At 71.4% G+C, this 23346-nt stretch carries 20 protein-coding genes; 18 read left to right on the top strand and 2 right to left on the bottom strand.

What is annotated here, in order from left to right; all coding sequences use genetic code 11:
• The first annotated feature begins 19 nt into the window (after positions 1-19).
• The 10 genes from ACFVV5_RS02790 (at position 20) to ACFVV5_RS02745 (ending at position 10808) form a co-directional block, all read left to right on the top strand.
• Positions 20-232: a three-helix bundle dimerization domain-containing protein gene (locus ACFVV5_RS02790; protein ID WP_387238586.1), complete on the top strand. Its 213-nt coding sequence runs from the start codon at positions 20-22 to the stop codon at positions 230-232.
• Entirely contained in the window at positions 229-771 is a 543-nt protein-coding gene (locus ACFVV5_RS02785) for an adenylyl-sulfate kinase (RefSeq protein ID WP_387238583.1), read from the top strand. The genes ACFVV5_RS02790 and ACFVV5_RS02785 overlap by 4 nt, the downstream gene beginning before the upstream one ends.
• A gap of 4 nt (positions 772-775) precedes the next feature.
• The gene (locus ACFVV5_RS02780) at positions 776-1957 is read left to right on the top strand and encodes an amidohydrolase (RefSeq protein WP_387238580.1); all 1182 of its coding nucleotides are present in this window, start codon (positions 776-778) and stop codon (positions 1955-1957) included.
• Between the two features lie 10 nt (positions 1958-1967).
• Positions 1968-2876, top strand: coding sequence for an alpha/beta hydrolase (locus ACFVV5_RS02775; RefSeq protein ID WP_387238578.1), 909 nt, complete (start codon positions 1968-1970; stop codon positions 2874-2876).
• An 89-nt stretch (positions 2877-2965) separates the two neighbouring features.
• Complete coding sequence (locus ACFVV5_RS02770) at positions 2966-3154, top strand: DUF1918 domain-containing protein (RefSeq protein WP_387238575.1); 189 nt, start codon at positions 2966-2968, stop codon at positions 3152-3154.
• Between the two features lie 210 nt (positions 3155-3364).
• On the top strand, positions 3365-3646 hold the full coding sequence (locus tag ACFVV5_RS02765) for a hypothetical protein (RefSeq protein WP_387238572.1): 282 nt from the start codon (positions 3365-3367) through the stop codon (positions 3644-3646).
• 23 nt (positions 3647-3669) lie between these two features.
• Positions 3670-5967 (top strand): malto-oligosyltrehalose synthase, encoded by a 2298-nt coding sequence (gene treY / locus ACFVV5_RS02760; protein ID WP_387238819.1) that lies wholly within the window; start codon positions 3670-3672, stop codon positions 5965-5967.
• Positions 5964-7691, top strand: coding sequence for a malto-oligosyltrehalose trehalohydrolase (treZ, locus tag ACFVV5_RS02755; RefSeq protein ID WP_387238570.1), 1728 nt, complete (start codon positions 5964-5966; stop codon positions 7689-7691). Before treY ends, treZ begins: the two co-directional genes overlap by 4 nt.
• A gap of 82 nt (positions 7692-7773) precedes the next feature.
• Positions 7774-9816 (top strand): glycogen debranching protein GlgX, encoded by a 2043-nt coding sequence (gene glgX, locus ACFVV5_RS02750; RefSeq protein ID WP_387238567.1) that lies wholly within the window; start codon positions 7774-7776, stop codon positions 9814-9816.
• A 92-nt stretch (positions 9817-9908) separates the two neighbouring features.
• Positions 9909-10808 (top strand): aminoglycoside phosphotransferase family protein, encoded by a 900-nt coding sequence (locus ACFVV5_RS02745; protein WP_387238564.1) that lies wholly within the window; start codon positions 9909-9911, stop codon positions 10806-10808.
• Between the two features lie 323 nt (positions 10809-11131).
• Here the strand turns inward: ACFVV5_RS02745 and ACFVV5_RS02740 are convergent, their stop codons facing one another.
• Positions 11132-13312 (bottom strand): DEAD/DEAH box helicase, encoded by a 2181-nt coding sequence (locus ACFVV5_RS02740; protein ID WP_387238561.1) that lies wholly within the window; start codon positions 13310-13312, stop codon positions 11132-11134.
• A gap of 303 nt (positions 13313-13615) precedes the next feature.
• On the opposite strand from ACFVV5_RS02740, the gene ACFVV5_RS02735 reads away from it, so the two are divergent.
• From ACFVV5_RS02735 to ACFVV5_RS02715, 5 genes are all read left to right on the top strand, one after another.
• Entirely contained in the window at positions 13616-15166 is a 1551-nt protein-coding gene (locus ACFVV5_RS02735) for a phytoene desaturase family protein (RefSeq protein WP_387238558.1), read from the top strand.
• A 2-nt stretch (positions 15167-15168) separates the two neighbouring features.
• Positions 15169-15609 (top strand): SRPBCC family protein, encoded by a 441-nt coding sequence (locus ACFVV5_RS02730; protein WP_387238555.1) that lies wholly within the window; start codon positions 15169-15171, stop codon positions 15607-15609.
• A gap of 19 nt (positions 15610-15628) precedes the next feature.
• Positions 15629-15901 carry a DUF2277 domain-containing protein gene (locus ACFVV5_RS02725; protein ID WP_387238552.1) on the top strand — a complete coding sequence of 91 codons (273 nt, stop codon included), beginning with the start codon at positions 15629-15631 and terminating at the stop codon, positions 15899-15901.
• A 143-nt stretch (positions 15902-16044) separates the two neighbouring features.
• Positions 16045-16524 carry a GNAT family N-acetyltransferase gene (locus ACFVV5_RS02720; protein WP_387238549.1) on the top strand — a complete coding sequence of 160 codons (480 nt, stop codon included), beginning with the start codon at positions 16045-16047 and terminating at the stop codon, positions 16522-16524.
• A gap of 95 nt (positions 16525-16619) precedes the next feature.
• The gene (locus tag ACFVV5_RS02715; RefSeq protein ID WP_387238546.1) at positions 16620-17783 is read left to right on the top strand and encodes a S1C family serine protease; all 1164 of its coding nucleotides are present in this window, start codon (positions 16620-16622) and stop codon (positions 17781-17783) included.
• A gap of 51 nt (positions 17784-17834) precedes the next feature.
• On the opposite strand, the gene ACFVV5_RS02710 is transcribed toward ACFVV5_RS02715, so the two are convergent.
• Positions 17835-18593: an IclR family transcriptional regulator gene (locus ACFVV5_RS02710; RefSeq protein WP_387238543.1), complete on the bottom strand. Its 759-nt coding sequence runs from the start codon at positions 18591-18593 to the stop codon at positions 17835-17837.
• A gap of 215 nt (positions 18594-18808) precedes the next feature.
• On the opposite strand from ACFVV5_RS02710, the gene hutH reads away from it, so the two are divergent.
• The 3 genes from hutH (at position 18809) to hutI (ending at position 23333) form a co-directional block, all read left to right on the top strand.
• On the top strand, positions 18809-20374 hold the full coding sequence (gene hutH / locus ACFVV5_RS02705; protein ID WP_387238539.1) for a histidine ammonia-lyase: 1566 nt from the start codon (positions 18809-18811) through the stop codon (positions 20372-20374).
• 104 nt (positions 20375-20478) lie between these two features.
• Positions 20479-22134, top strand: coding sequence for a urocanate hydratase (gene hutU / locus ACFVV5_RS02700; RefSeq protein WP_387238536.1), 1656 nt, complete (start codon positions 20479-20481; stop codon positions 22132-22134).
• A gap of 2 nt (positions 22135-22136) precedes the next feature.
• Positions 22137-23333: an imidazolonepropionase gene (gene hutI / locus ACFVV5_RS02695; RefSeq protein WP_387238533.1), complete on the top strand. Its 1197-nt coding sequence runs from the start codon at positions 22137-22139 to the stop codon at positions 23331-23333.
• Positions 23334-23346: the final 13 nt, after the last annotated feature.

Genomic DNA, 23346 nt, shown 5'->3' with positions numbered 1-23346 from the left:
GCTGCGCCACGCTTCGAACATGGCCGGCAAGAAGTCCGAACGCGAAGCGATCGACGACGTCATCAAACGTCTGAAGAAGAAGTACCCGAACCTCTCAGGCAAGCACATCGAACAGGTCGTGGAAGACACCTACGGAACCTTCCAGCACGCCAAGCTGCGCGACTACATCGCGGTCCTGGTCGAGCACGGCGCCAAGTCCGCCCTGCAGGACGAGAAGCGCAAAGGCAAGTGACGCCGGAACGACCCGGCGCGACGACGGTGCGGGTCCTCTTTCTCAACGGCGCCGTGGGCGCCGGCAAGTCGACGGTGGCCGCCGCGATCGGCGCGATGCTGGAGACCCGCGGCACTCCGCACGCCGTGATCGACCTCGACGAGCTCCGACGCGGCTGGCCGCCACCGGAGGGCGACCGGTTCAACTTCGCGATCGAGCTGGCCAACCTGCGACCTGTCGCCGCCAACTACGTCGCGTCCGGGGCGCGCATCCTGGTTCTCGCCGGCGTTATCGAAGAGGCACGGGCCATCGACCTGTACACGGATGCCCTCGGCGGCGTCCGCCCGACCGTGATCCGGCTGCGCGTCGAGCCGGCCGAGGCCGAACGACGACTGCGCCTGCGTCACGTCGGAGACACGGAAGGACTCGCCTGGCACCTTCATCGTCACGGCGAACTGGATGCGGTGATCGACGCCGCCGGTATCCCCGGCCCGATCGTCGACACGACCGGGCGCACGCCGGAGGGCATAGCCCGCGAGGTGCTGGACACGGCAGTATGAGGCCATGACCCTCGACGCACTGTACCGCGACCTGCACGAACATCCGGAGCTCTCCTTCGAAGAAGTGCGCACGGCCGCCATCGCCGCCGCCGAACTGCGCGCAGCCGGGTTCGACGTCATCGAGGCCATCGGGCGCACCGGCGTCGTCGGCGTCCTGCGCAACGGCGACGGACCGACCGTGCTCCTGCGCGCCGACATGGACGCGCTGCCCGTCGAGGAGGACACCGGCCTCGAGTACGCGAGCAGCGCATCCGGTGTCATGCACGCGTGCGGGCATGACGTTCACGTCGCCTGCCTGATCGGCGCCGCCCAGCAGCTCGCGGCCACCCGGACCGACTGGCACGGCACGGTCGTCGCGGTGTTCCAGCCGGCCGAGGAGGTCGGCGGCGGCGCGCAGGCGATGCTCGACGACGGCCTGTACGAGAAGGTGCCCGTTCCGGTCGTGGTGCTCGGCCAGCACGTGGGACCGGCGCCCGCCGGCCTGCTCGGAGCCCATCCCGGCGCCGCCTTCGCCTCGGCCGACAGCATCGACATCATCGTGCGCGGACGCGGCGGCCACGGCTCACGGCCCGAGACCACGATCGATCCCGTGGTCATCGCGGCGGCCATCGTCGGCCGGCTCCAGACGATCGTCTCGCGCGAGATCGCGCCGCAGGACACCGCGGTCGTCACCGTCGGTCGGCTGAGGGCCGGCACCAAGAACAACATCATCCCGGAGAGGGCGGAGCTCGGGCTGACCGTCCGCGCGTACAGCGAGGAGGTGCGACTGGGCATGCTCGCCGCGATCGAACGGATCGCCCGCGCCGAATGCGTGGCGTCGGGCGCGCCCGAGCCGATCATCGAGTTCGCCGAGTCCTTCCCGGTGACGGTCAACGAGCATGTCGCCACCGAGCGCACGATGGCCGCGTTCCGGGCGGCGTTCGGCGAGGCGTCGGTCGTCGACCCGGGTCCGGTGTCCGGAAGCGAGGACGTCGGCCTGCTCGCGACGGCCGCGGGCGTGCCCCTGGTCTACTGGATCCTCGGCGGCGCGCATCCGGAGTCGTACCTCGCCGCCGCGAGCGCGGGGACCCTCGACCGGGACGTCCCGTCGAACCATTCGCCGCACTTCGCGCCGGAGATCCAGCCGACGCTCGATCGCGGCGTGGATGCGCTCGTCACTGCCGCCCGCGAATGGCTGGGCTCGTGAGGCCGGTCGGATGAGCAGACGCGAACTGACCGCTGTCGCCGCCGACGGAGTCGGGCTGGCCGGTTCGCTGTGGGCACCGGATGCTCGCGCACCGCGCGCACTCATTGCGATGCACCCGGGCTTCGGGCCGGCCGACCGCGACGCCGGAGGGCTGTTCCCGCCCATCCGCGCTGCCCTGCTCGAGGAGGGGGTGGCCGTCTGCTCGTTCGACAAGCGCGGCGTCGGCGAATCGGGCGGTTCCTGGCTCCAGGCGGACATCGACACGCAGACGGCCGATCTCACGGCGGCCGTCGCAGCGGCGCAGGCGGTGCTGCCGGGTCTCGCCACCGGGCTGTTCGGGCACAGCCAGGGCGGCTGGGCCGCGCTGGCCGCGGCCGGCCCCGCATCCGCCGATTTCGTCATCTGCAACTCCACCCCCGGCGTGACCCCGCGTGCCCAGGAGGCGTTCACCACTCGCGCCCACCTCGCCGGGCTCGGACTTGAGCTGGAACGCGAGATCGAGGCGTCGGCTACGTTCGACGAGCTGATGTGGATGCTGTCGGGCGGGACCACGTTCGAGGAGGCGAACGAGTGGATGAGCGACCCGTCACGGCATCGCGCGCTCGCCGACCTCGCCGACGCGGACGCCGCGCTCCCCGCGGACGAGGCGCTGTGGGACTTCGTCGTGACGATCGTGGACTACGACGCGGCCGAGTCCCTGCGGAGCATCCGGGTGCCGCTGCTCGCGCTGTTCGGGGGAAGCGACGACATCGTGCCGGTGGAGGAGAGCGCCGACCGGTACGCCGAGCTGGTCCCGCCGCACCTGCTGACGTTGCACGTGCTCGCCGGGGGCGACCACGGCCTGCGGATTCCCGGCACGGAGGCGTTCGCACCCGGCTACCTGGATGCCCTGACCGACTTCGTCGGCGATCGCCTCTAGCGGCCGCGACGGGCTGGGGCGCGCGCGCCCTTTCCGCGCCGGGTCCGCGAGCGTAGCCTGGGACATATCGTCGAAGGAGATGATGCGTCATGCAAGCATCGGTTGGCGACCGGCTCTGCGTCCGCGGCAAGACCGTCGAGACGCCGGATCGTTTCGGCGTGGTCATCGAGGTGCGCGGAGCGAACGGCGACCCGCCCTTCCTGGTGCGCTTCGACGACGGTCACGAGACGCTCATCTTCCCCGGGACCGACACGGTCGTCGAACACCACGTCGCCTAGGTGGGCCACCGGCCGACGCGAGCCGGCCACCGATTCAGCGGTCATCGGCTGAGTTGCGCCGGCCCGCACTCCCACTGCTGGCCTCCTCGGCCGTCAGTGGCACGAGCTACTCATGCCCGCGAACGCCTGTCAACCCCTCCCCCTCGGATTGCGGGGGTGTCCGCGGGCACCGTATAAACAACAAGACGATCTTTCGAAATGAGGTGCGGGATGGCCGTTCAGACGGCGAGAGTGCCCCAGCGATTCAGCGGGCGACCGCGTTTCCAGCGACCCGGCGAGCAGCAGACGGGCACAGGACTGTGGGCTCTGCTCGAGGCCGGGCTGTGGGTCGGCAACGCGAACGGGACCTACATCGGGATGATCGAACGATCCCCGCACGGTTTCGTCGCCAGCGACGGACGCGGCAACTTCGCCGGGCATTTCGTGTCGCTCGACGAGGCGAAGGCTGCGCTCTCGACGGAGAGACTCAGCGCTGAGCCGCTGACCGCGTGAACGGCGCGAGCGGGCCGGCGCGCATGCCCGCGAGCAGCTACCGGCTGCAGCTCAGTGCCGCCTTCACGCTCGACGACGCCGCCGGAGTGCTTCCGTATCTGCAACGGCTCGGCGCGGACTGGGTCTACCTGTCGCCGCTCCTCGAGGCCGAGCCCGGCTCGGACCACGGCTACGACGTGGTCGACCCCAGTAGGGTCGATCCGGCCCGAGGGGGCGCCGAGGGTCTCGCGACGCTGGCCGGCGCCGCGCACGCGCTCGGCATGGGCGTGCTCGTCGACATCGTGCCCAACCATGTCGGCATCGCATCGCCTCGCGTGAACGCCTGGTGGTGGGACGTGCTCGCCCGCGGCCGCGCCTCCGAGTTCGCCGGCTTCTTCGACATCGACTGGGCGGCCGGGGCCGGCAGGGTCCGGATGCCCGTGCTCGGCGACGGCCCGGACGAACTTGACGCGCTCACCCTGCAAGACGGTGAGCTCGCCTATTACGATCAGCGCTTCCCGATCGCCGAGGGCACCGGCGGAGGGAGCGCCCGCGAGGTCCACGACCGGCAGCATTACGAGCTCGTCTCCTGGCGGCGCGCCGACCGCGACCTCAACTACCGGCGGTTCTTCGCGGTCAACACGCTGGCGGGCATCCGGGTCGAGGACGCCCGGGTGTTCGACGCCTCCCACGTCGAGATCGGCCGCTGGATCGTGGACGGACTGGTCGACGGCCTGCGCGTCGACCACCCCGACGGACTCGCCGACCCCGGCGCCTACCTGACGCGTCTCGACGAGCTGGCGGGCGGGCGGCCGATCTGGGTCGAGAAGATCCTCGAAGGCGACGAGCGGATGCCCGCCGAGTGGCCGATCGCCGGCACGACCGGTTACGAGGCTCTCGCCACTCTCGACCGGCTGTTCGTCGACCCGCGCGGCGAGGAGCCGCTGACAGCGCTGGCCGTAGAGCTGGACGAGAGGTTCGAGTCGGGCGACTGGGCCGAGCTGGTCAGACGCCGCAAGCGCGCGGTCGCCGACGGGATGCTCGACTCCGAGGTGCAGCGGCTGGTCCGCGAGCTCGGTGAACTCGGCGAGCCCGAGCCCGGCCCGGACGCCGTCGCCGACGCCATCGCCGAACTGGCCGCCGCTCTGCCGGTCTACCGCAGCTACCTCCCGTTCGGCCTCGCCTACCTCGAGCAGGCCGAAGCCGGGGCGATCGCGTCGCGCCCCGAGCTCGAACAGACGATCCGGAGGGTCGCCGCGCGACTCGCCGACCCGGCCGAGCCCGCAGCCCGGCGCTTCCAGCAGACCTCCGGGATGATCATGGCGAAAGGTGTCGAAGACAACGCCTTCTACCGCTACACCCGCCTGACGTCTCTCACCGAGGTCGGCGCCGACCCGGCCGAGTTCTCTGTCACGCCCGAGGAGTTCCACGAGCGCCAGTCCGACCGGATGCGGCGGCACCCGGCCGGCATGACCACCCTGAGCACGCACGACACCAAGCGCAGCGAGGACACCCGCGCCCGCATCTCCGTCCTCTCGGAGCTCCCCGAGCGGTGGGAGCGCTTCATCCTCGCCGTCCGGCCGCTCGTCTCGGTGGGCGACGGACCGCTCGAGAACCTGGTGTGGCAGGCAGTCGTCGGCTCGTGGCCCGCGTCGCAGGACCGGCTGCGCCACTACGCCCTCAAGGCCGCGCGGGAGGCCGGCGAGTCCACGTCGTGGACCGACGGCGACGAACGATTCGAGGCGGCACTCGCGCGTCTCGTCGACGCCGCGTTCGAGCATCCGGATGTCCGCCGCGAAGTCGAGGCCGTCGTCTACGAGATCGACGGCGCGGGCGAGTCGAACGGTCTCGGGCTCAAGCTCCTCCAGCTCCTGTCGCCCGGCACGCCGGATGTCTATCAGGGCACCGAGCGGTGGGATCGCTCGCTGGTCGACCCCGACAACCGCCGGCCGGTGCACTTCGCCGTCTCGGACGCTCTCCTCCGCCGCCTCGACGACGGCTGGAGGCCGGAACCGGACGCGTCGGACGCGGTCAAACTGCTCGTCACGTCGCGCGCGCTCCGCGTGAGGCGCGACCGGCCGGAACTGTTCACAGAGTACCGGCCGATCGTGGCGAGCGGACCGCGGGCCGAGCATCTGGTCGGGTTCAGCAGGGGCGGCGCGCTGGCGCTGGCCACCCGCCTCTCCGTCAGGCTGGCCGCGGCCGGCGGATGGGCGGACACGACCGTCGACCTCGGCGAGCGCCGCCTGCGCGACGAACTGACGGGCGACACGTTCAGCGGGGTCACCCTCCTCTCCGAACTGTTCGCGACGTACCCCGTCGCGCTCCTGGTGGTTCCGTGAACCGCCGTTTCCCGGTGTGGGCGCCGAAAGCCGACCACGTGTCGCTGGTGACCGTCTCGGGCGAGCGGCGCGAGCAGCACCCGCTGGAGCGGCACACCGGCGGATGGTGGGCCCTCGCTGCCGCACTCGAGGCGGAACCCGCACCCCTCGACTACGGCTACGTCGTCGATGGCGCGGGACCGCATCCGGACCCCCGTTCGCGGCGTCAGCCGCACGGCGTGCACGAACTGAGCCGCGAATTCGACCCGGCCGCGTTCGACTGGACCGACACGGACTGGAACGGCCGCGACCTGCTCGGCGCGGTGATCTACGAACTGCATGTCGGCACGTTCACGCCGGAGGGCACGCTCGATTCGGCGATCGGCCGGCTCGACCACCTGGTCGAGCTCGGTGTCGACGCCGTCGAACTGCTGCCGGTCAACGCCTTCAACGGCCCGCACGGCTGGGGCTACGACGGCGTGCTCTGGTATGCGGTGCACGAGCCGTACGGCGGGCCCGTCGCCTATCAGCGGTTCGCCGACGCCTGCCATGCGCGAGGGATCGCCGTGATCCAGGACGTGGTCTACAACCACCTGGGGCCGAGCGGCAACTACCTGCCGGTCTACGGCCCCTACCTGAGCGCGGCCGCCGGCCCCTGGGGCGATGCGCTCAACCTCGACGGGCCGCAGTCCGACGAGGTGCGCCGCTACATCGTCGACAACGCCGTCTACTGGATGCGCGACCTGCACGTCGACGGCCTGCGACTGGATGCGGTGCACGCGTTGCACGAGAGCCGGGCACTCCCCCTGCTCGAAGAGCTCGCGGCGCGCATCGACGCGCTGAGCGACGAGGTCGGGCGTCCGCTCACCCTGATCGCCGAGAGCGACCTCAACGACCCCCAGCTCATCCGGCCGCGCGTCGAACACGGCTACGGGCTGTCGGCGCAATGGAACGACGACGCTCACCACGCGCTCCATGCCAACCTCACCGGCGAGACGAACGGCTACTACACGGACTTCGACGGGCTCGCCTCCCTCGTGAAAGTCTTCGAGCGCGGCTACTTCCACGACGGCACCTGGTCGAGCTTCCGCGAGCGCCACCACGGTCGCCCCCTCGACGCCGGGACGCCGTTCACCCGGCTGGTGGCGTTCAGCCAGGACCACGACCAGATCGGCAACCGCGCGGCCGGCGACCGCCTCACGGCGACGCTCGACGACGAATCGCTCGCGGTCGCCGCGGCGCTCACACTGCTCGGGCCGTTCACGCCGATGCTGTTCATGGGCGAGGAATGGGGAGCGACGACCCCCTGGCAGTTCTTCAGCTCCCACCCCGAACCGGAACTCGGCGAGGCCACCGCCCGCGGCCGGATCGCCGAATTCGCGCGGATGGGCTGGGACCCGGCACAGGTGCCCGACCCGCAGGACCCGGCGACGTTCCAACGCTCCCACTTGGACTGGAGCGAGCTCGAGCATCCGGATCACGCGCGGCTGCTCGCGTTCTACCGGGAGCTCGCCGCCCTGCGCGCCACGGTGGACCCGCAGGCTCCGGCGACGGAGGTGTCGGCCGACCCGGCATCCGGGGTCTTCACGTTCAAGCGGGGAGACCTGCGCGTGGTCGCGGGCTTCGGCGAAGGACACCGCGAAGTGCGGGTGAGCGAGAAGCAGTTCTGCGTGGCGTTCGGGGCGTTCGGGTTCGAAGGCGGCACGCTGCTGCTCGACGGGCCCGGGGTCGCGGTGCTGCGGTGAGATTCGAGGAGGACGTAGTGATGACGGCAACGGTGCACCAGGCCGACGGGGAAGCCCCGACGGTGGAGAAGGTCTCGCCGCCGTGCTGAGCGACTCGAACTCGTTCCCATATCCGCTCGGCGTCAGCCTCATGGACGGCGGGGCCAACGTCGCCGTCTACAGCGAGCGCGCCGAGACCATCGAGGTCTCCGTGTTCGCCGACGACGGCTCGGAGACCCGCACCGAACTGATCAGCCGCACCGGCCATGTGTTCCACGGGCTCGTCGAGGGGATGCGCCCCGGCACCCGTTACGGGTTGCGGGTCCACGGTCCGTGGGCTCCGGATGCTGGGCTGCGGTTCAACGCGGCCAAGGTGCTGCTCGACCCGCACGCCACCGCGATCACCGGCGCCTACGACTGGGGACAGGCGGTCTTCGGCCACGACCTGGACGACCCGGCCGAGCTCGACACGACCGACGGCGCCGGGCACGTGATGCTCGGAGTCGTCACCGACCCCGACTCGTTCGACTGGGGCGACGACCGTCCGCCGCGCACCCGGCTGTCGGAGAGCATCCTCTACGAGACCCACGTGAAGGGCTTCACCATGCGGCATCCGGGGGTGCCTGAGGAGCTGCGCGGCACCTACGCCGGGCTCGCGCATCCGGCCGCCATCGAGAGCCTGACCTCGCTGGGCGTGACCGCGGTCGAACTCATGCCCGTTCACCAGTTCGCCCAGGATGCGCACCTCGAAGAGCAGGGGCTGCGCAACTACTGGGGCTACAACACCCTGGGTTTCTTCGCCCCGCACAACGAGTACTCGGCCGCCGGCGACCTCGGCGGACAGGTGGACGAGTTCAAGAACCTGGTCAAGTCGCTGCACGCGGCCGGCATCGAGGTCATCCTGGATGTGGTGTACAACCACACCGCCGAAGGCAACGACCTCGGGCCGACCCTGTCGCTGAAAGGCATCGACAACGAGTCGTACTACCGGCTGGTCGACGGCGACCTCGCCCACTACTTCGACACGACCGGCACCGGCAACAGCGTGAACGTCAGCCACCCGGCGGCCCTCGGGCTGATCATGGACTCGCTGCGCTACTGGGTGACCGAGATGCACGTGGACGGCTTCCGCTTCGACCTCGCGACCACCCTCACGCGTCAGGGCGGGGACGCCAGCCTGCACAGCGCGTTCCTCACGCTCATCCAGCAGGATCCGACGCTCGCCCCGGTGCACATGATCGCCGAACCGTGGGACACGGCCGGCTATCAGCTGGGCGGCTTCCCCGCCGACTGGTCGGAATGGAACGGCAAGTTCCGGGATGACGTGCGTGACTTCTGGCGCGGGACCGACGGGGTGCTCGCCACGCTCTCGCAGCGTGTGCTCGGCAGCCCGGACGTCTACGAGGACTCGCGCCGTTCGCCTCTGTCGAGCGTGAACTTCGTCACCGCCCACGACGGCTTCACGCTCGCCGACCTCACCAGCTACGACGAGAAGCACAACGAGGCCAACGGCGAAGGGAACGTCGACGGCGAGTCCGACAACCGCTCCAGCAACAACGGCGCCGAGGGCCCGACCGTCGACCCGGAGATCCTCGCCCGCCGCGCGCGGCAGCGCAAGAACCTCCTCGCGACGCTGCTGCTCTCGGCCGGTGTGCCGATGATCCTCGGCGGCGACGAGATCGGCCGCACGCAGCAGGGCAACAACAACGCCTACGCCCAGGACAACGAGATCTCGTGGTTCGACTGGGACGCCGCGGACACGGAGCTGCGGGAGTTCACGCAGGCGCTCATCCGGTTGCGCCTCGCCGAGCCCGCGCTGCGCCCGGACTGGTACCGCCGCTCGCCGGAGGTCGGCGGCCCGCTGACGGTGGACATCGTGCGCGCCGACGGTGCCGCGTTCGAAGACGCCGACTGGGACGACCCCGACGCGAAGGCGATCACCTTCGTGCTGATGCACGAGGGCACGGACTCGTTCGCACTGCTCCTCAACGCGGCCGGCAACGGGGTGGACTTCGCACTGCCCGCTGCGCCGGGCGGCGCGTGGACGCTGGAGCTGTCGAGCGACACCGAGCTGGTGCTCGGCGAAGCGGCCGCGCTGACGCTCGGGCCGTCGTCGTTCGCGTTGCTGCGGTCGTCGGTGGGGTGACCGTCGCGCTGCTGCGCTTCGATGTGGGGTGACGACGGCCGCGAGGGGCGGGGAGCGGCGGGTAGGGCATCCGGCGCTTGATATCGTCGGGTGTGCTCACCCCCGAAGCCGACATCCACGTCGACGCCGCCCTGGTCGCATCGCTGATCGAGGCGCAGCATCCGGACCTCGCCGGGCCGCTGGCACTGGTCGCGGACGGCTGGGACAACGTGATCTACCGCCTCGGAGGCGACCTCGCGGTCCGCATCCCCCGCCGTCAGGTCGCCGTGCAGCTGATCGTCAACGAGCAGACCTGGCTCCCGCGTCTGGCCCCTAGACTCCCTGTGGCCGTGCCGGTGCCGGTGCGGGTCGGGATGCCGAGTAGCGACTTCCCCTGGCCGTGGAGCATCGTCCGGTGGGTCGACGGCATCGACGGCGCCGACGTCTCCGGTGCCGAGCGCTCGCCCATCGCGGGGCCGCTCGCCGAATTCGTGGCCGCTCTGCACATCCCCGCACCGGCCGGCCAGGACGTCCCGCACAATCCGGTGCGTGGGGTGCCGCTGGCCACCCGGGACCGGGCGGTCCGCGAGCGGCTCGAACACCTCGCGGAACGGCACGACGTCGCTCCGCTGATCGCGACGTGGGAGCGCGCTCTCGCGACTCCGCCGTGGAGCGGGCCCGCGATCTGGCTGCACGGCGACCTCCACCCCGGCAATCTGATGCTCACCGCGGAATCGCCGCGTCAGCTCGCCGCGGTCATCGACTTCGGAGACCTGACCGCGGGCGACCCGGCCACCGACCTCGCCACGGCCTGGCTGACTTTCGAACCGGATGCGCGAGCGGTGTTCCGGGAGCGCCTCCAGCAGCTCTCCCCCGTCAACGACGACACGTGGCTCCGCGCCCACGGCTGGGCCGTCGCGATGGGGTCGGCCCTGGCCGCCCACTCCGACGACAACCCCCGGATGGCGTCCCTCGGGCGCCACGCGCTGGGGCAGCTATCCCTGCCCGCGTGATCACGCCGCGCCCAGCGCGCCCCATCGCGTCGCCGCCAAGGCGCGCCCGCTGAGTTGCCCCAAAGTGTCGTTATGAGCCCCGATTCCGGCGTTATAACGACACTTTGGGGCAACTCGGGGGCGGGGAGCGCCGGGAGGCTGTGGATAAGCAGTCCCGGAGCGCGGAAACGAACGCCTTGCGGGTCGGATCCTCACTCGGGAGCGCCGCGCTGTCCGCGAAGCGGTCCGCTTCACCCGATCGGAGCGCACGACCGACGGGCGCACACGCAGGAACGCCCTCCCCGGCAGGCGGGAAGGGCGTTCCGTGACGCGACAGGCGGTGCTTACGCGCCGAGCTGCGCGAGGTCGGTGATCAGCTGGTCGCCGGGAATGGCCGACACGAACTCGGCCTCGATCTCGGCACGGCCGAGCAGCTCGCTCATGCGGCGCTGACGCTGACGCGGGATGAGCGTGACCACGGTGCCCTGCTTGCCGGCGCGGCCCGTGCGGCCCGAGCGGTGCAGGTAGGTCTTGTACTCATCCGGGGCGTCGGCCTGGATGACCAGGTCGATGTCGTCCACGTGGATGCCGCGCGCGGCCACATCCGTCGCCACCAGCACGTTGACCCGGCCGCTGGTGAGCTGCGCGAGGTTGCGGGTGCGGCGGGACTGGTTGAGGTCGCCGTGCAGGCTGACAGCCGGGATGCCGGCGTCGTCGAGCTGGTCGGCGAGCATCTCGGCGAAGGCGCGGGTGCGGGCGAAGACCAGAGTCTTGCCTTCGCGGTCGGCGAGCTGCTCGATGATGGCGCCCTTGTCGCGGTGCTCCACCACGAGAACGCGGTGGTCGATGGTCGAGGACGCCTGGTCTTCGCCGGCGACCTCGTGCACGGACGGCTCCGGGAGGAACTCGTTGACGAGCTGTGCCACGCCCTTGTCGAGGGTCGCAGAGAACAGCAGCTTCTGGCCGCCCTCGGCGGTCTCGCGCAGGATGCGCTGCACCGGCTCGAGGAAGCCCAGGTCGCACATGTGGTCGGCCTCGTCGAGCACCGTGATGACGACCTCGCTGAGGTCGAGACGGCCCTGCTCGATGAGGTCTTCGATGCGGCCGGGGGTGCCCACCACGATGTCGACGCCGCGCTGCAGCGCGCCCACCTGGCGCTGCTGCGGAACGCCGCCGTAGATCTGGGTGGTGAAGAGGCCGACGCTGCGCGCGATCGGCTGCACCGTGCGGTCGATCTGCAGGGCGAGCTCACGTGTCGGGGCCAGGATGAGGGCGCGCGGCTTGCGGCCCATCTGGCGCTTTCCGCCCGACTTGCCCGACTCCGCCCAGAGCGTCATCAGACGCTCGACGAGCGGGGCGCCGAAGGCGATGGTCTTGCCGGAGCCCGTGCGTCCACGGCCGAGGACGTCCTTGCCGGCGAGCACGTCCGGGATGGTCGCGGCCTGGATCGGGAACGGCTTCGCGGCGCCGAGCTCGGCGAGCGCGCGCTCGATGTTCCCACCGATGCCGAGGTCGCCGAAGCTGACGCCGTCGACGTCCGCTGCCTGGATGGCGTCGGCCTCGAGACGCTCGAGCACGACGTCGTCGTGCGCGGTGAAGGCCGGCTTCTCGTCGCGCTTCGGGTAGAAGGAGGAGTCGCTGTCGCGACGCGGGGCGCGGTCGTTGCCGAAGTCGCGGCGCGGGGCGCGGTCGTTGCCGAAGTCGCGGCGCGGGGCGCGGTCACCGTCGAACGAACGACGGGGACGGTCGTTGTCATCGCGACGAGGGGCGCGGTCGCCGTCGAAGGAACGACGCGGACGGTCGTTGTCGTCACGACGCGGAGCGCGGTCACCGTCGAAGGAACGACGCGGACGGTCGTTGTCGAACTCACGGCGGGGCGCGCGGTCATCCCGACGCGGAGCGCGATCGCCGTCGAAGGAACGACGGGGGCGGTCGTTGTCATCGCGACGCGGTGCGCGGTCGCCATCGAACGAACGACGCGGACGGTCGCTTCCGGCGTCGCCGCGCGGGGCACGGTCACCGTCGAACGAACGACGCGGACGGTCGTTGTCGTCACGACGCGGCGCGCGGTCATCGAACGAACGACGCGGACGGTCGTTGTCGTACTCACGGCGGGGTGCGCGGTCGCCGCCGAAGTCGCGACGGGGCGCACGGTCGTCGCCGAAGCGGTTGCCGCGGTCTCCACGAGCGTCGCGGTCTCCACGAGCGTCACGGTCCGTGCGCTCACCGGTGCGGCCGGCGCGCTCGTCGTTGGCCTGCCAGGTGCGTCGGGCATCCTTGCCGCGGGGCTCCCAGTTCGGGCGCTCCTTGCGGCCGTTGGCGGCAGCGCCCGCGGGAGCGTCGGTACGGCTTCCGTACGTGGCGCGGCCACGGGCGGCACGCTCGTCGGCGTTCCAGCGCTGCTTCTTGGGGGCCTCTTCGACGGGTCGGTACCCGCGGTGCCCCTCGCTGCGGCTGCCTGCCTTCGGTCCACCTTTGCGGGCGCCGCCGGCGGCGTTGTTTCCATGCTTCTTGAATCCGGGCATGACTGTTTCTTCCTGGGTTGTTCTCGTGTGCATAACGGAGCGCGCGATGAGATCTCGCGCTTCGGGAGAACCCGGGCAGTCTTTGGCCGGGGCCGTTCACATACTTGTGATCATTCGCCCGCCGATTGGCGACGAAACCGGCCCACCTGACTTACAAACCCATCCGCACAGAAAAGCGCGGTGTCAAGAGCCGACTTACCTACATTACAGGATCGATGCTGGGAATGGTCGGAGACTTCTGATCGACGCGGCTATACGAGCGCACACCTGGGCACACCCGATCGCAGGGGGTATAAGAGAGGGATGACCACCACTCCCGACGCGATCGTCGTCGGCTCGGGCCCCAACGGGCTCGCCGCCGCCGTGACGCTGGCCCGCGCCGGACTCTCGGTGCACGTCTACGAGCGCAACACCACGGTCGGGGGTGGGATACGCACCGAGGCCCTGACGCTGCCGGGCTTCGCGCACGATGTCTGCTCAGCCGTGCATCCGCTCGCCTTCGCCTCCGGGTTCTTCCAGCGATTCCAACTCGATCGCCGCGTCGAGTTCGTCGTGCCGACCGCATCGTACGGGCATCCGCTCGACGGCGGCCGCGCCGCGATCGCCTACCGCGACATCGAGCGCACGGCCGAGGGGCTGGGAGCGGACGGGCCCGCCTGGCGCAGACTGCTCGGCCCGCTCGCCCGGCATGCGGACGAGGTGGCGCAGTTCACCGGATCGCAGCTGTTCCAGGTGCCGCGGCATCCGATGACGGCCGCCCGGTTCGGGCTGGCCGCGCTCAGCCAGGCCGGACCGTGGTGGGACGCCGGATTCCGCGGGGAGGAGGCGGGCGCCATGCTCACGGGCGTGTTCGCGCACTCGACGCTCGCGCTGCCGAGCCTGGCGGGCGCCGCCGCCGGCCTCACCCTCGCCACGTATGCGCACGCGCGCGGCTGGCCGATCCCGATCGGCGGCAGTCAGGCGATCGCGGATGCGATGGTCGCCGATCTCGAGGCCCACGGAGGCGAGGTGACCACCGGCGCCGACGTCGCGAGCCTCGGCGACCTGCCCGACTCGCGCGTCGTCCTCTTCGACACCGGCGCGGAGGCCGCCGCACGTCTCGGTGAGGACCGACTGCCGGCCGGCTACCTGCGCCGCATCGCCGCCTTCCGCACGGGCAACGGCGTCTCGAAGGTCGACTTCGCGCTGTCGGGTCCGGTGCCGTGGGCGAACCCGGAGCTCTACGAGACGGCGACCGTGCACCTCGGAGGCACCCGCGCAGCCATCGCCCGCTCCGAGCGCGACGTCGCCGCCGGCCGGCTCAGCGACGACCCGTACGTGCTGGTGTCGCAGCCGTCTCTGTTCGACCCCACGCGGGCCCCCGCCGGGCAGCACGTCCTCTGGGCGTACACCCACGTGCCTCGCGGATCGACGGTCGACCAGAAGGAGGCGATCATCCGGCAGATCGAGCGCTTCGCCCCCGGGTTCCGCGACCTCATCCTCGGCTCCGCCTCACGCACCGCCGCCCAGATGGAGCTCTACAACCCCAACTACGTCGGCGGCGACATCTCCGCCGGCGCCCCCACCCTGAAGCAGCTCATCGCCAGGCCGGTCGTCTCGACCGAGCCGTGGCGGATGCCCGGTCGCGGCCTCTACCTGGCCTCCGCCTCCGCTGTGCCCGGCCCCGGGGTTCACGGGCTCGCGGGCTACTACGCGGCGCGAAGCGCACTGCGACACGAGTTCGGGATGCGTGAGCTGCCCTCGCTCGCCGTGGATTCGGCGAACGTCCCTGCCGAGGTGCCGCCGCCCATCCCGCCGTTCCCGGGGCTGCCGGACGACCTCCACCTCCGTCCCCACGGATCGCCGGAGCAGTAGCCGTGTCCGTCACGACCCGCACACTCGACTGCACCCCCGACGAGCTGTTCGCCGTACTCGCCGACCCCTGGGTCTACCCGACCTGGGTGGTCGGCGCCTCCCGGATGCGCGGAGCCGATAACGCGTATCCGGCGCCCGGCGCCAAACTGCACCATTCCATCGGCGTCTGGCCGTTCGTGCTCGACGACGAGACGATCGTCGAGGTGTGGGCTCCGCCGCATCGCATGGTCCTCACGGCCAAGACCCGGCCTGCCGGCGAGGAGCGGGTGATCCTCGAGGTGAAGCCGCGGGGCGCCGGATGCGTCGTGCGGATGAAGGAGTACCCGGTGTCGGGGCCGGTGCGGCTGATACCGAAACCGATCGCGGATGCCCTCCTGCACATCCGGAACCTGGAGACCCTTCGCCGGCTGGAGTGGGTGGCGAGGGGTCGTGCAGGTCGGTAGCTCGGCGTACCCTCTACGCATGTGCCGGAACATCCACACCCTTCACAATTTCGAGCCGGCCGCGACCAGTGACGAAGTGCATGCCGCGGCCCTCCAGTACGTGCGCAAGATCAGCGGGACGAACAAGCCCTCCCACGCGAACGCGGAGGCCTTCGACCGGGCTGTCGCCGAGATCGCGCACCTCACCCAGCATCTCCTCGACGACCTGGTGACGGCTGCGCCGCCGAAGAACCGCGACGAGGAGGCCGCGAAGGCGAAGGCCCGCTCGGCTCGCCGCTTCGCCGCCGCCTGAGCGTCGGCGGCGCCGACCGGCGCCGAGCGGCGGGTAACGCACGTGTCTCGCGCGGTTTTGGGTGCGTTCGCCGCCCCTCGACAGTCCTGCCCGCGCCCGCGCCCCGAAACACGGCCGTTACGAGCATCCCGTAGCGTGGACGCATGCCGAGCACCCTGACCGTGACCGCCGAACCGCCGCGCACACCCGAGGTCGAGGCCCTGCTGAAGCTCGGCGACGAGTTCACCCTCGCGCTCTACCCGGCCGACAGCTGCTACCTGCTCGACGTGTCGGAGCTGGAGAGGCCCGGCGTCACCGTGTTCGTCGGCCGCGACGCGGAGGGACGCGCGCTCGGCATGGCCGCCCTCGTCGAGAAGGGCGACGGCACGGCCGAGCTCAAGCGGATGTTCGTGCACGAGGATGCCCGCGGCCGGGGTCTCGCGTCCGCACTGCTGGCGGCGATCGAGGAGGGTGCCGCCGAGTCCGCGGTGAGCACGCTGCAGCTCGAGACCGGCCCGCTGCAGCACGCCGCCATCGCGCTTTACGAACGACGCGGCTACCAGCGCATCCCGAACTTCGGCCCGTACGTCGGCGACCCGCACTCGATCTGCTACGCCAAGGCCATCGCCGGGACCGGCTCCTAGCGCGCCGCCCGCGCCTCCCACTAGCCTGACGCCAGAGCGTCGCGGTAGGGCGTCGCGGTAGGGCGTCGCACACGGGCATCGCGAAAGGGCGGACGATGACGCGGGAACCGACTGAGAGCACCGCGGGGGCGGGCGAACCGACGGGGCCCGACCCCAGCACGACGCCGGCCGACCCCACCACCACGACAGCAGCGCACCACACTTCGAAGGGCCGCGCCTGGCTGATCGCCGGTCTCACCGTGGCCGCGTCGCTCATCCTGATCGCCGGCGGATTCATCGCCGCGACCATCACCACCGTCGCCCTCAACGCCGGATCGCGCGCGGCCTGCAACGCCGCATCGGTCGCCGACCGGGTGCTGCCGACGATCGTCACGATCCTCGTCGCGTCCAGCGGCGGAAGCAGCAACGGCAGCGGCGAGATCATCACCAGCGACGGCTACATCCTCACGAACAACCATGTGATCTCGCCGGCGGCGTCGGGGGCCCGGCTCTCCGTGCGCTACAGCGACGGTCACGAGGCGCCTGCCCGGCTGATCGGCCGTGACCCGAAGACCGACCTCGCGGTGATCAAGGTCGAGAGCCCGGATGCTCTGCCGGTCGTCGACATCGGCGACTCCGGTTCCCTTTCCGTGGGTCAGCCTGTGGTCGCCCTGGGCGCGCCGCTGGGACTGTCCAGCACCGTGACCGCCGGCATCGTGAGCGCCCTCGGGCGTACCGTCCCGGTGCCGAGCGACGACGACCGCAACGCCATCCTGGTGGGCGCCATCCAGACCGACGCCTCGATCAACCCCGGCAACTCCGGCGGCGCCCTGGTGGACTGCAACGGCCGCCTGATCGGTGTGAACACGGCGATCGCGACCGTGCCGGGCAGCGGCGGGCAGGCCAGCACGGGCAGCGTCGGCATCGGGTTCGCGGTGCCGCAGTCTCTCGCTGTGCCTCTCGCGCACCAGCTGATCGAGCACGGAAAAGTCGCCTATCCGACGGCCGGGGTCGAGGTGATCCCGATCCCGCACGCGGTGGCGGTGCGCTACGGCGTCGCCGACGGACTGTTCGTGCAGGCGGTCGACCCCGGAGGGCCGGCGGCTCGGGCGGGCATCCGGGCCGGTGATGTGATCACGGGGCTGAACGGGCAGCGGGCGGTGAACCTGGACGTGCTGACGACGATCCAGCTGACCCATGAGGCGGGCGACACGATCACGGTCGACTATCTGCGGAACGGCCGGATGCACACCACGAAGGTGACGCTGGCAGAGCCGTAGGCGGGCAGGTCGACGGGCCGCGAGCGGCATGCCGGCAGGCGCCGACGGCGTTCAGCTGCCCCGGATGCGCCGCGACAGTTCCGCCGCCGCCTCGCCCACCCGCGCCGCGAGCGCCGGCCACTCGCTCGCCGGGAGGTTCTCCCTCGGGAAGGTGATCGCGATCCCGGCCGCCGGCCAGCCCGCGTGGTCGCGCACGGACACCGCGACCGACGCGAAACCGGGCGTGACCTCGCCGTCCTCGGTCGCGAATCCGGCTTGGCGTACGGCCGTGACGACGCCCTTCAGCTCGGCGTAGCTGTGGGGTCCGGCTCCCGTGCGGTCCTCGAACGCGTCGGCATCCGGGTACAGAGCCCGCAGCTGACCGGCAGGCAGCGTCGCGAGGAGTGCGCGGCCGCTCGCGGTGAGATGACTGGGCAGCCGCACCCCCACATCCGTCACGAGGCGGGGACGCCGGGGAGCGCGCTCTTCGACGATGTACACGACGTCGCGGCCGTGCAGCACGGCGACGTGGCCGGACTCTCCGATGGCGTCGACGAGCCCGGCGAGGATCGGCCGGCCGAGTCGGCTGAGGGGCTCCTGGCGCGAGAACGCCGAGCTGAGCTCGTACGATGCGACGCCCAGGCCGTACCGTTTCGCCTCCGGGAAGTGCAGCACGAAACCGTGATCCACGAGCACCGCGAGCAGGTGATAGACCGTGGACCGCGGCAGCTGGAGCGCGTGGGCGATCGCGGCTGCCGGCACGGGCCCCCGCTGCCCGGCGAGGTGCACCAGGATCCGCAGCGTGTTGTCCGCCGCCGGCACCTTGCTCATGCTGGCTCCTCCGCCATCGAGTCCGGAGTTGCTGGGTCGAAATCGGCCCGTTCGACCCAGCAACTCCGGACTCGATTGCGGGAGCCGCGGGAGCCGCGGGAGCCGCGGGAGCCGCGGGAGCCGCGGGAGCGGAACGCAGGGGCGCGTCTGGGATACCGGACGGGGATGAGTCTAGGGGAGGAGCGCGCGCGGGCGCGAGAGTGTGGGATGGGGTCATGCTCCTCACGAAGAACCGCGTCACCGTCGGCGCGCGACCGCTCACCGTCGCGGAAGTCGTCGCCGTCGCCCGCCACGACGCCCCGGTCGCCCTCGACCCCGCGTCGCTCGACGCCGTCGAAGCCTCCCGCGCCATCGTCGACGCACTCGCCGACGACGTCGAACCGCACTACGGCATCTCCACCGGATTCGGCGCACTCGCGACCACGTTCATCCCGGCCGACCGCCGCGCTCAGCTGCAGGCGAGCCTCGTGCGCTCGCATGCAGCAGGCAGCGGCCCCGAGGTCGAGCGCGAAGTCGTGCGCGCCCTCATGCTGCTCCGCCTCTCCACGCTGATGACCGGCCGCACCGGCGTGCAGCGCGCCACCGTCGAGACCTACGCGGCCATACTCAACGCCGGGATCACCCCCCTCGTGCGCGAGTACGGCTCGCTCGGATGCTCGGGCGACCTCGCCCCCCTCGCCCACTGCGCCCTCGTCGCGATGGGCGAAGGCCAGGCGCGGGTGGGCTCCGCCTCGGAGGGATCCGGAACGCTGACCGAGGCCGCCGAGGCACTCGCCGCTGCGGGCATCCGGCCCGTCGCGCTCGCCGAGAAGGAGGGTCTCGCCCTCATCAACGGCACCGACGGGATGCTCGGGATGCTCGCGCTCGCCACCCACGACCTCGCGGCCCTCCTCCGCACCGCCGACATCGCCGCCGCGATGAGCGTCGAAGCGCTGCTCGGCACCGATGCCGTGTTCGCGGACGACCTCCAGCGCCTCCGCCCCCAGCACGGTCAGGCTCTGGCCGCGGCCAACCTGCGCGCGCTGCTGCGCGGGTCGCCGATCGTGGCCAGCCACAAGGGCCCCGAGTGCACGCGCGTGCAGGACGCGTATTCGCTCCGCTGCGCGCCCCAGGTGCACGGCGCCGCCCGCGACACCCTCGGGCATGCCGAGCTCGTCGCCGATCGCGAACTCGCATCCGCCGTCGACAATCCCGTGCTCACCCTCGACGGCCGGGTCGAGTCGAACGGCAACTTCCACGGGGCGCCCGTCGCCTACGTGCTCGACTTCCTGGCGATCGCGGTCGCGGATGTCGCGAGCATGTCGGAGCGCCGCACCGATCGGTTCCTCGACCCCTCCCGCAATCAGGGCCTCACGCCGTTCCTCGCCCATGAGGTCGGGGTCGACTCCGGCCTGATGATCGCGCAGTACACGGCCGCCGGCATCGTCTCGGAGCTGAAGCGTCTCGCCGCTCCGGCATCCGTCGACTCGATCCCGTCGTCGGCGATGCAGGAGGACCACGTGTCGATGGGCTGGGCCGCCGCGCGCAAGCTGCGCCGGTCGCTCGACGGTCTCGGCCGGGTGCTCGCCATTGAGGTCATGACCGCCGCCCGCGGCGCCGAGCTGCGCGCTCCGCTGAAGCCGGGCGCCGCCACCGGCGCTGTGATCGCCGCCGTCCGCGAGGTCGCAGAGGGGCCCGGCCCCGATCGGTACCTCTCGCCCGAGATCGAGGCGGTCGTCGCCCTGGTCCAGTCGGGGCGCGTCCTCGCCGCCGCCGAGTCCGTCACGGGCGCCCTCGCCTGACCCCCCACACAATCGACTCCGGACTTGTTGGGTCGAACGCGACGATTTCGACCCAACAAGTCCGGACTCGATTACGGAACGCACGCACAACGAAGGAGAACCACATGGACGGAGCACGGGAGGTCCGCGCCGCGCGCGGAACCGAGCTGACCGCGAAGAGCTGGCAGACGGAGGCACCGCTCCGGATGCTCATGAACAACCTCGACCCCGATGTCGCCGAGCGTCCCGACGACCTGGTCGTCTACGGCGGAACCGGCCGCGCCGCTCGCAGCTGGGAGGCGTTCGACGCGATCGTGCGCACTCTGCGCGACCTCGAATCCGACGAGACCCTGCTGGTGCAGTCCGGCAAGCCCGTCGGCGTCTTCCGCACGCACGAGTGGGCGCCGCGGGTGCTCATCGCCAACTCGAACCTCGTGGGCGACTGGGCGACGTGGCCCGAGTTCCGCCGGCTCGAGGCTCTCGGGCTGACCATGTACGGGCAGATGACCGCGGGATCCTGGATCTACATCGGAACCCAGGGCATCCTCCAGGGCACCTACGAGACGTTCGCCGCGGTCGCCGCCAAGCGGTTCGGAGGAACCCTCGCCGGCACCCTCACCCTCACCGGCGGCGCCGGAGGCATGGGCGGCGCACAGCCGCTCGCCGTCACCATGAACGAGGGCGCGGTTCTCATCGTCGACGTCGACGAGACGCGCCTTCAGCGCCGCATCGACCACGGGTACCTGGACGAGCTGGCGACCGACCTCGACGACGCCGTCGAGCGCGTGCTCGCCGCCCGGACCGACCGCCGCGCCCTCTCGGTCGGCCTCGTCGGCAACGCGGCGACCGTGTTCCCCGAGCTGCTCGCCCGCGGCGTCCCCGTCGACATCGTGACCGACCAGACCAGCGCCCACGACCCGCTCAGCTACCTCCCCGAGGGCATCACGGTCGCAGAGTGGCACGACGCCGCGGCGGCCGACCCCGAAGGGTTTACCGACAAGGCCCGTGCCTCGATGGCGAAGCACGTCGAGGCGATGGTCGGGTTCCAGGATGCCGGAGCCGAGGTCTTCGACTACGGCAACTCGCTGCGCGCGGAAGCGAAGCTCGGAGGGTACGAGCGCGCCTTCGACTTCCCGGGGTTCGTCCCGGCGTACATCCGGCCCCTGTTCGCCGAAGGCAAGGGACCGTTCCGCTGGGCGGCGCTCTCGGGCGACCCCGCCGACATCGCCGCGACCGACCGCGCGATCCTGGAGCTGTTCCCCGACGACGAGCACCTGCGCCGCTGGATCACGCAGGCCGGCGAGAAGGTGCACTTCGAGGGCCTGCCCGCCCGCATCTGCTGGCTCGGCTACAAGGAGCGGCACCTCGCGGGCCTCAAGTTCAACGAGATGGTCGCCAGTGGCGAGCTCAGCGCGCCGGTCGTGATCGGCCGCGACCACCTGGACTCCGGCTCGGTGGCCTCGCCGTACCGCGAGACCGAGTCGATGGCCGACGGGTCGGACGCCATCGCCGACTGGCCGCTGCTCAACGCGCTGCTGAACACCGCATCCGGAGCCACCTGGGTGTCCATCCACCACGGCGGCGGGGTCGGCATCGGGCGATCCATCCACGCCGGCCAGGTCATCGTCGCCGACGGAACGCCGCTGGCCGCCGAGAAGATCGAGCGCGTGCTGATCAACGACCCCGGAACCGGCGTCATGCGCCACGTCGACGCCGGCTACGAGCGTGCGGCCGAGGTCGCCCGCGAGCGCGGCCTGCGCATCCCGATGCAGGAGGGCTGAGGATGCCCGCCCCGGCCACCCTCGTCACCGGCATCGGCCAGCTGGTCACCAACGACCCCGCGCGTCCCGATCTGCTGGGCCTGGTGACGGATGCCGCGCTCCTCGTGCGCGACGGAACGGTGCTCTGGTCGGGGCCGGCAGCCGAGCTGGTGACGGACCCGGCCGGCGTCGGCAGCGACATCGGCGAGACGATCGACCTCGGGGGCGCCGCCGTCATCCCCGGGTTCGTCGACTCCCACACGCACCTCGTCTTCGGCGGCGACCGTGCCGCCGAGTTCGAGGCCCGGATGTCCGGCCAGGCGTATTCCGCCGGCGGCATACGCAGTACGGTCCGTGCCACCCGCGCGGCGTCCGACGACGAACTGGCGGCGCGCCTCGATGCCTTCGTCGCCGAATTGCACGCCCAGGGGACGACGACGTTCGAGCTCAAGAGCGGCTACGGGCTCACCGTCGACGACGAAGCCCGCCTGCTCGCCCTCGCTGCGCGCGTCACGGACGAAACCACGTTTCTCGGCGCCCACGTCGTGCCGCCCGAGTTCGCCGACGATCCGGAGGGCTACGTCGACCTCGTCACCGGGCCGATGCTCGACGCCTGCGCACCGAACGCACGATGGATCGACGTGTTCTGCGAGACCGGCGCCTTCACGGTCGAGCAGTCCCGGCGCATACTCGAGGCGGGAGCGGCGCGCGGCCTGGGTGTCCGGCTGCACGCCAGCCAGCTCGGGCCGGGCGACGGAATCGCACTGGCGGTCGAGCTCGATGCCGCGAGCGTCGACCATTGCACCTACCTGACCGACGCCGATGTCGCCGCCCTGGCCGACTCGGACACCGTCGCCACGCTGCTGCCCGGCGTCGAGTTCTCCACCCGTCAGCCGTATCCGGATGCCCGCCGCCTCATCGACGCCGGCGTCACGGTCGCTCTGGCCAGCGACTGCAACCCGGGTTCGTCGTTCACCTCGTCGATGGCGTTCTGCATCGCCGTCGCCGTCCGCGACATGGGGATGACCCCCGCAGAGGCCGTGTGGGCTGCGACGGCCGGAGGGGCGGCCGCCCTGCGCCGCACCGACGTCGGGCACCTCGCCGCTGGTGCGCGGGCGGACTTCGTCGCGCTGCGCGTGCCCGGCTACGTGCACCTGGCCTATCGTCCGGGAGTGCCGCTCGTCGACTCCGTCTGGCGCGCGGGCTCGCGCGTCGCCTGACCGGCCGCCTTCC

The sequence above is a fragment of the Leifsonia sp. NPDC058248 genome, assembly GCF_042881905.1.
Taxonomy (GTDB): domain Bacteria; phylum Actinomycetota; class Actinomycetes; order Actinomycetales; family Microbacteriaceae; genus Leifsonia.
The sequence above is the reverse complement of the archived record's forward strand: the minus strand, read 5'-3'. Positions and strand labels throughout refer to the sequence as shown.

Bases quoted from the DNA above. Each gene is read 5' to 3' on its own strand.
- ACFVV5_RS02790 (WP_387238586.1), top strand. From the start codon at position 20: ATGGCCGGCAAGAAGTCCGAACGCGAAGCGATCGACGACGTCATCAAA.
- ACFVV5_RS02780 (WP_387238580.1), top strand. From the start codon at position 776: ATGACCCTCGACGCACTGTACCGCGACCTGCACGAACATCCGGAGCTC.
- ACFVV5_RS02775 (WP_387238578.1), top strand. From the start codon at position 1,968: ATGAGCAGACGCGAACTGACCGCTGTCGCCGCCGACGGAGTCGGGCTG.
- ACFVV5_RS02770 (WP_387238575.1), top strand. From the start codon at position 2,966: ATGCAAGCATCGGTTGGCGACCGGCTCTGCGTCCGCGGCAAGACCGTC.
- ACFVV5_RS02765 (WP_387238572.1), top strand. From the start codon at position 3,365: ATGGCCGTTCAGACGGCGAGAGTGCCCCAGCGATTCAGCGGGCGACCG.
- treY (WP_387238819.1), top strand. From the start codon at position 3,670: ATGCCCGCGAGCAGCTACCGGCTGCAGCTCAGTGCCGCCTTCACGCTC.
- ACFVV5_RS02740 (WP_387238561.1), bottom strand. From the start codon at position 13,312: ATGCCCGGATTCAAGAAGCATGGAAACAACGCCGCCGGCGGCGCCCGC.
- ACFVV5_RS02735 (WP_387238558.1), top strand. From the start codon at position 13,616: ATGACCACCACTCCCGACGCGATCGTCGTCGGCTCGGGCCCCAACGGG.
- ACFVV5_RS02725 (WP_387238552.1), top strand. From the start codon at position 15,629: ATGTGCCGGAACATCCACACCCTTCACAATTTCGAGCCGGCCGCGACC.
- ACFVV5_RS02720 (WP_387238549.1), top strand. From the start codon at position 16,045: ATGCCGAGCACCCTGACCGTGACCGCCGAACCGCCGCGCACACCCGAG.
- ACFVV5_RS02715 (WP_387238546.1), top strand. From the start codon at position 16,620: ATGACGCGGGAACCGACTGAGAGCACCGCGGGGGCGGGCGAACCGACG.
- ACFVV5_RS02710 (WP_387238543.1), bottom strand. From the start codon at position 18,593: ATGAGCAAGGTGCCGGCGGCGGACAACACGCTGCGGATCCTGGTGCAC.
- hutH (WP_387238539.1), top strand. From the start codon at position 18,809: ATGCTCCTCACGAAGAACCGCGTCACCGTCGGCGCGCGACCGCTCACC.
- hutU (WP_387238536.1), top strand. From the start codon at position 20,479: ATGGACGGAGCACGGGAGGTCCGCGCCGCGCGCGGAACCGAGCTGACC.
- hutI (WP_387238533.1), top strand. From the start codon at position 22,137: ATGCCCGCCCCGGCCACCCTCGTCACCGGCATCGGCCAGCTGGTCACC.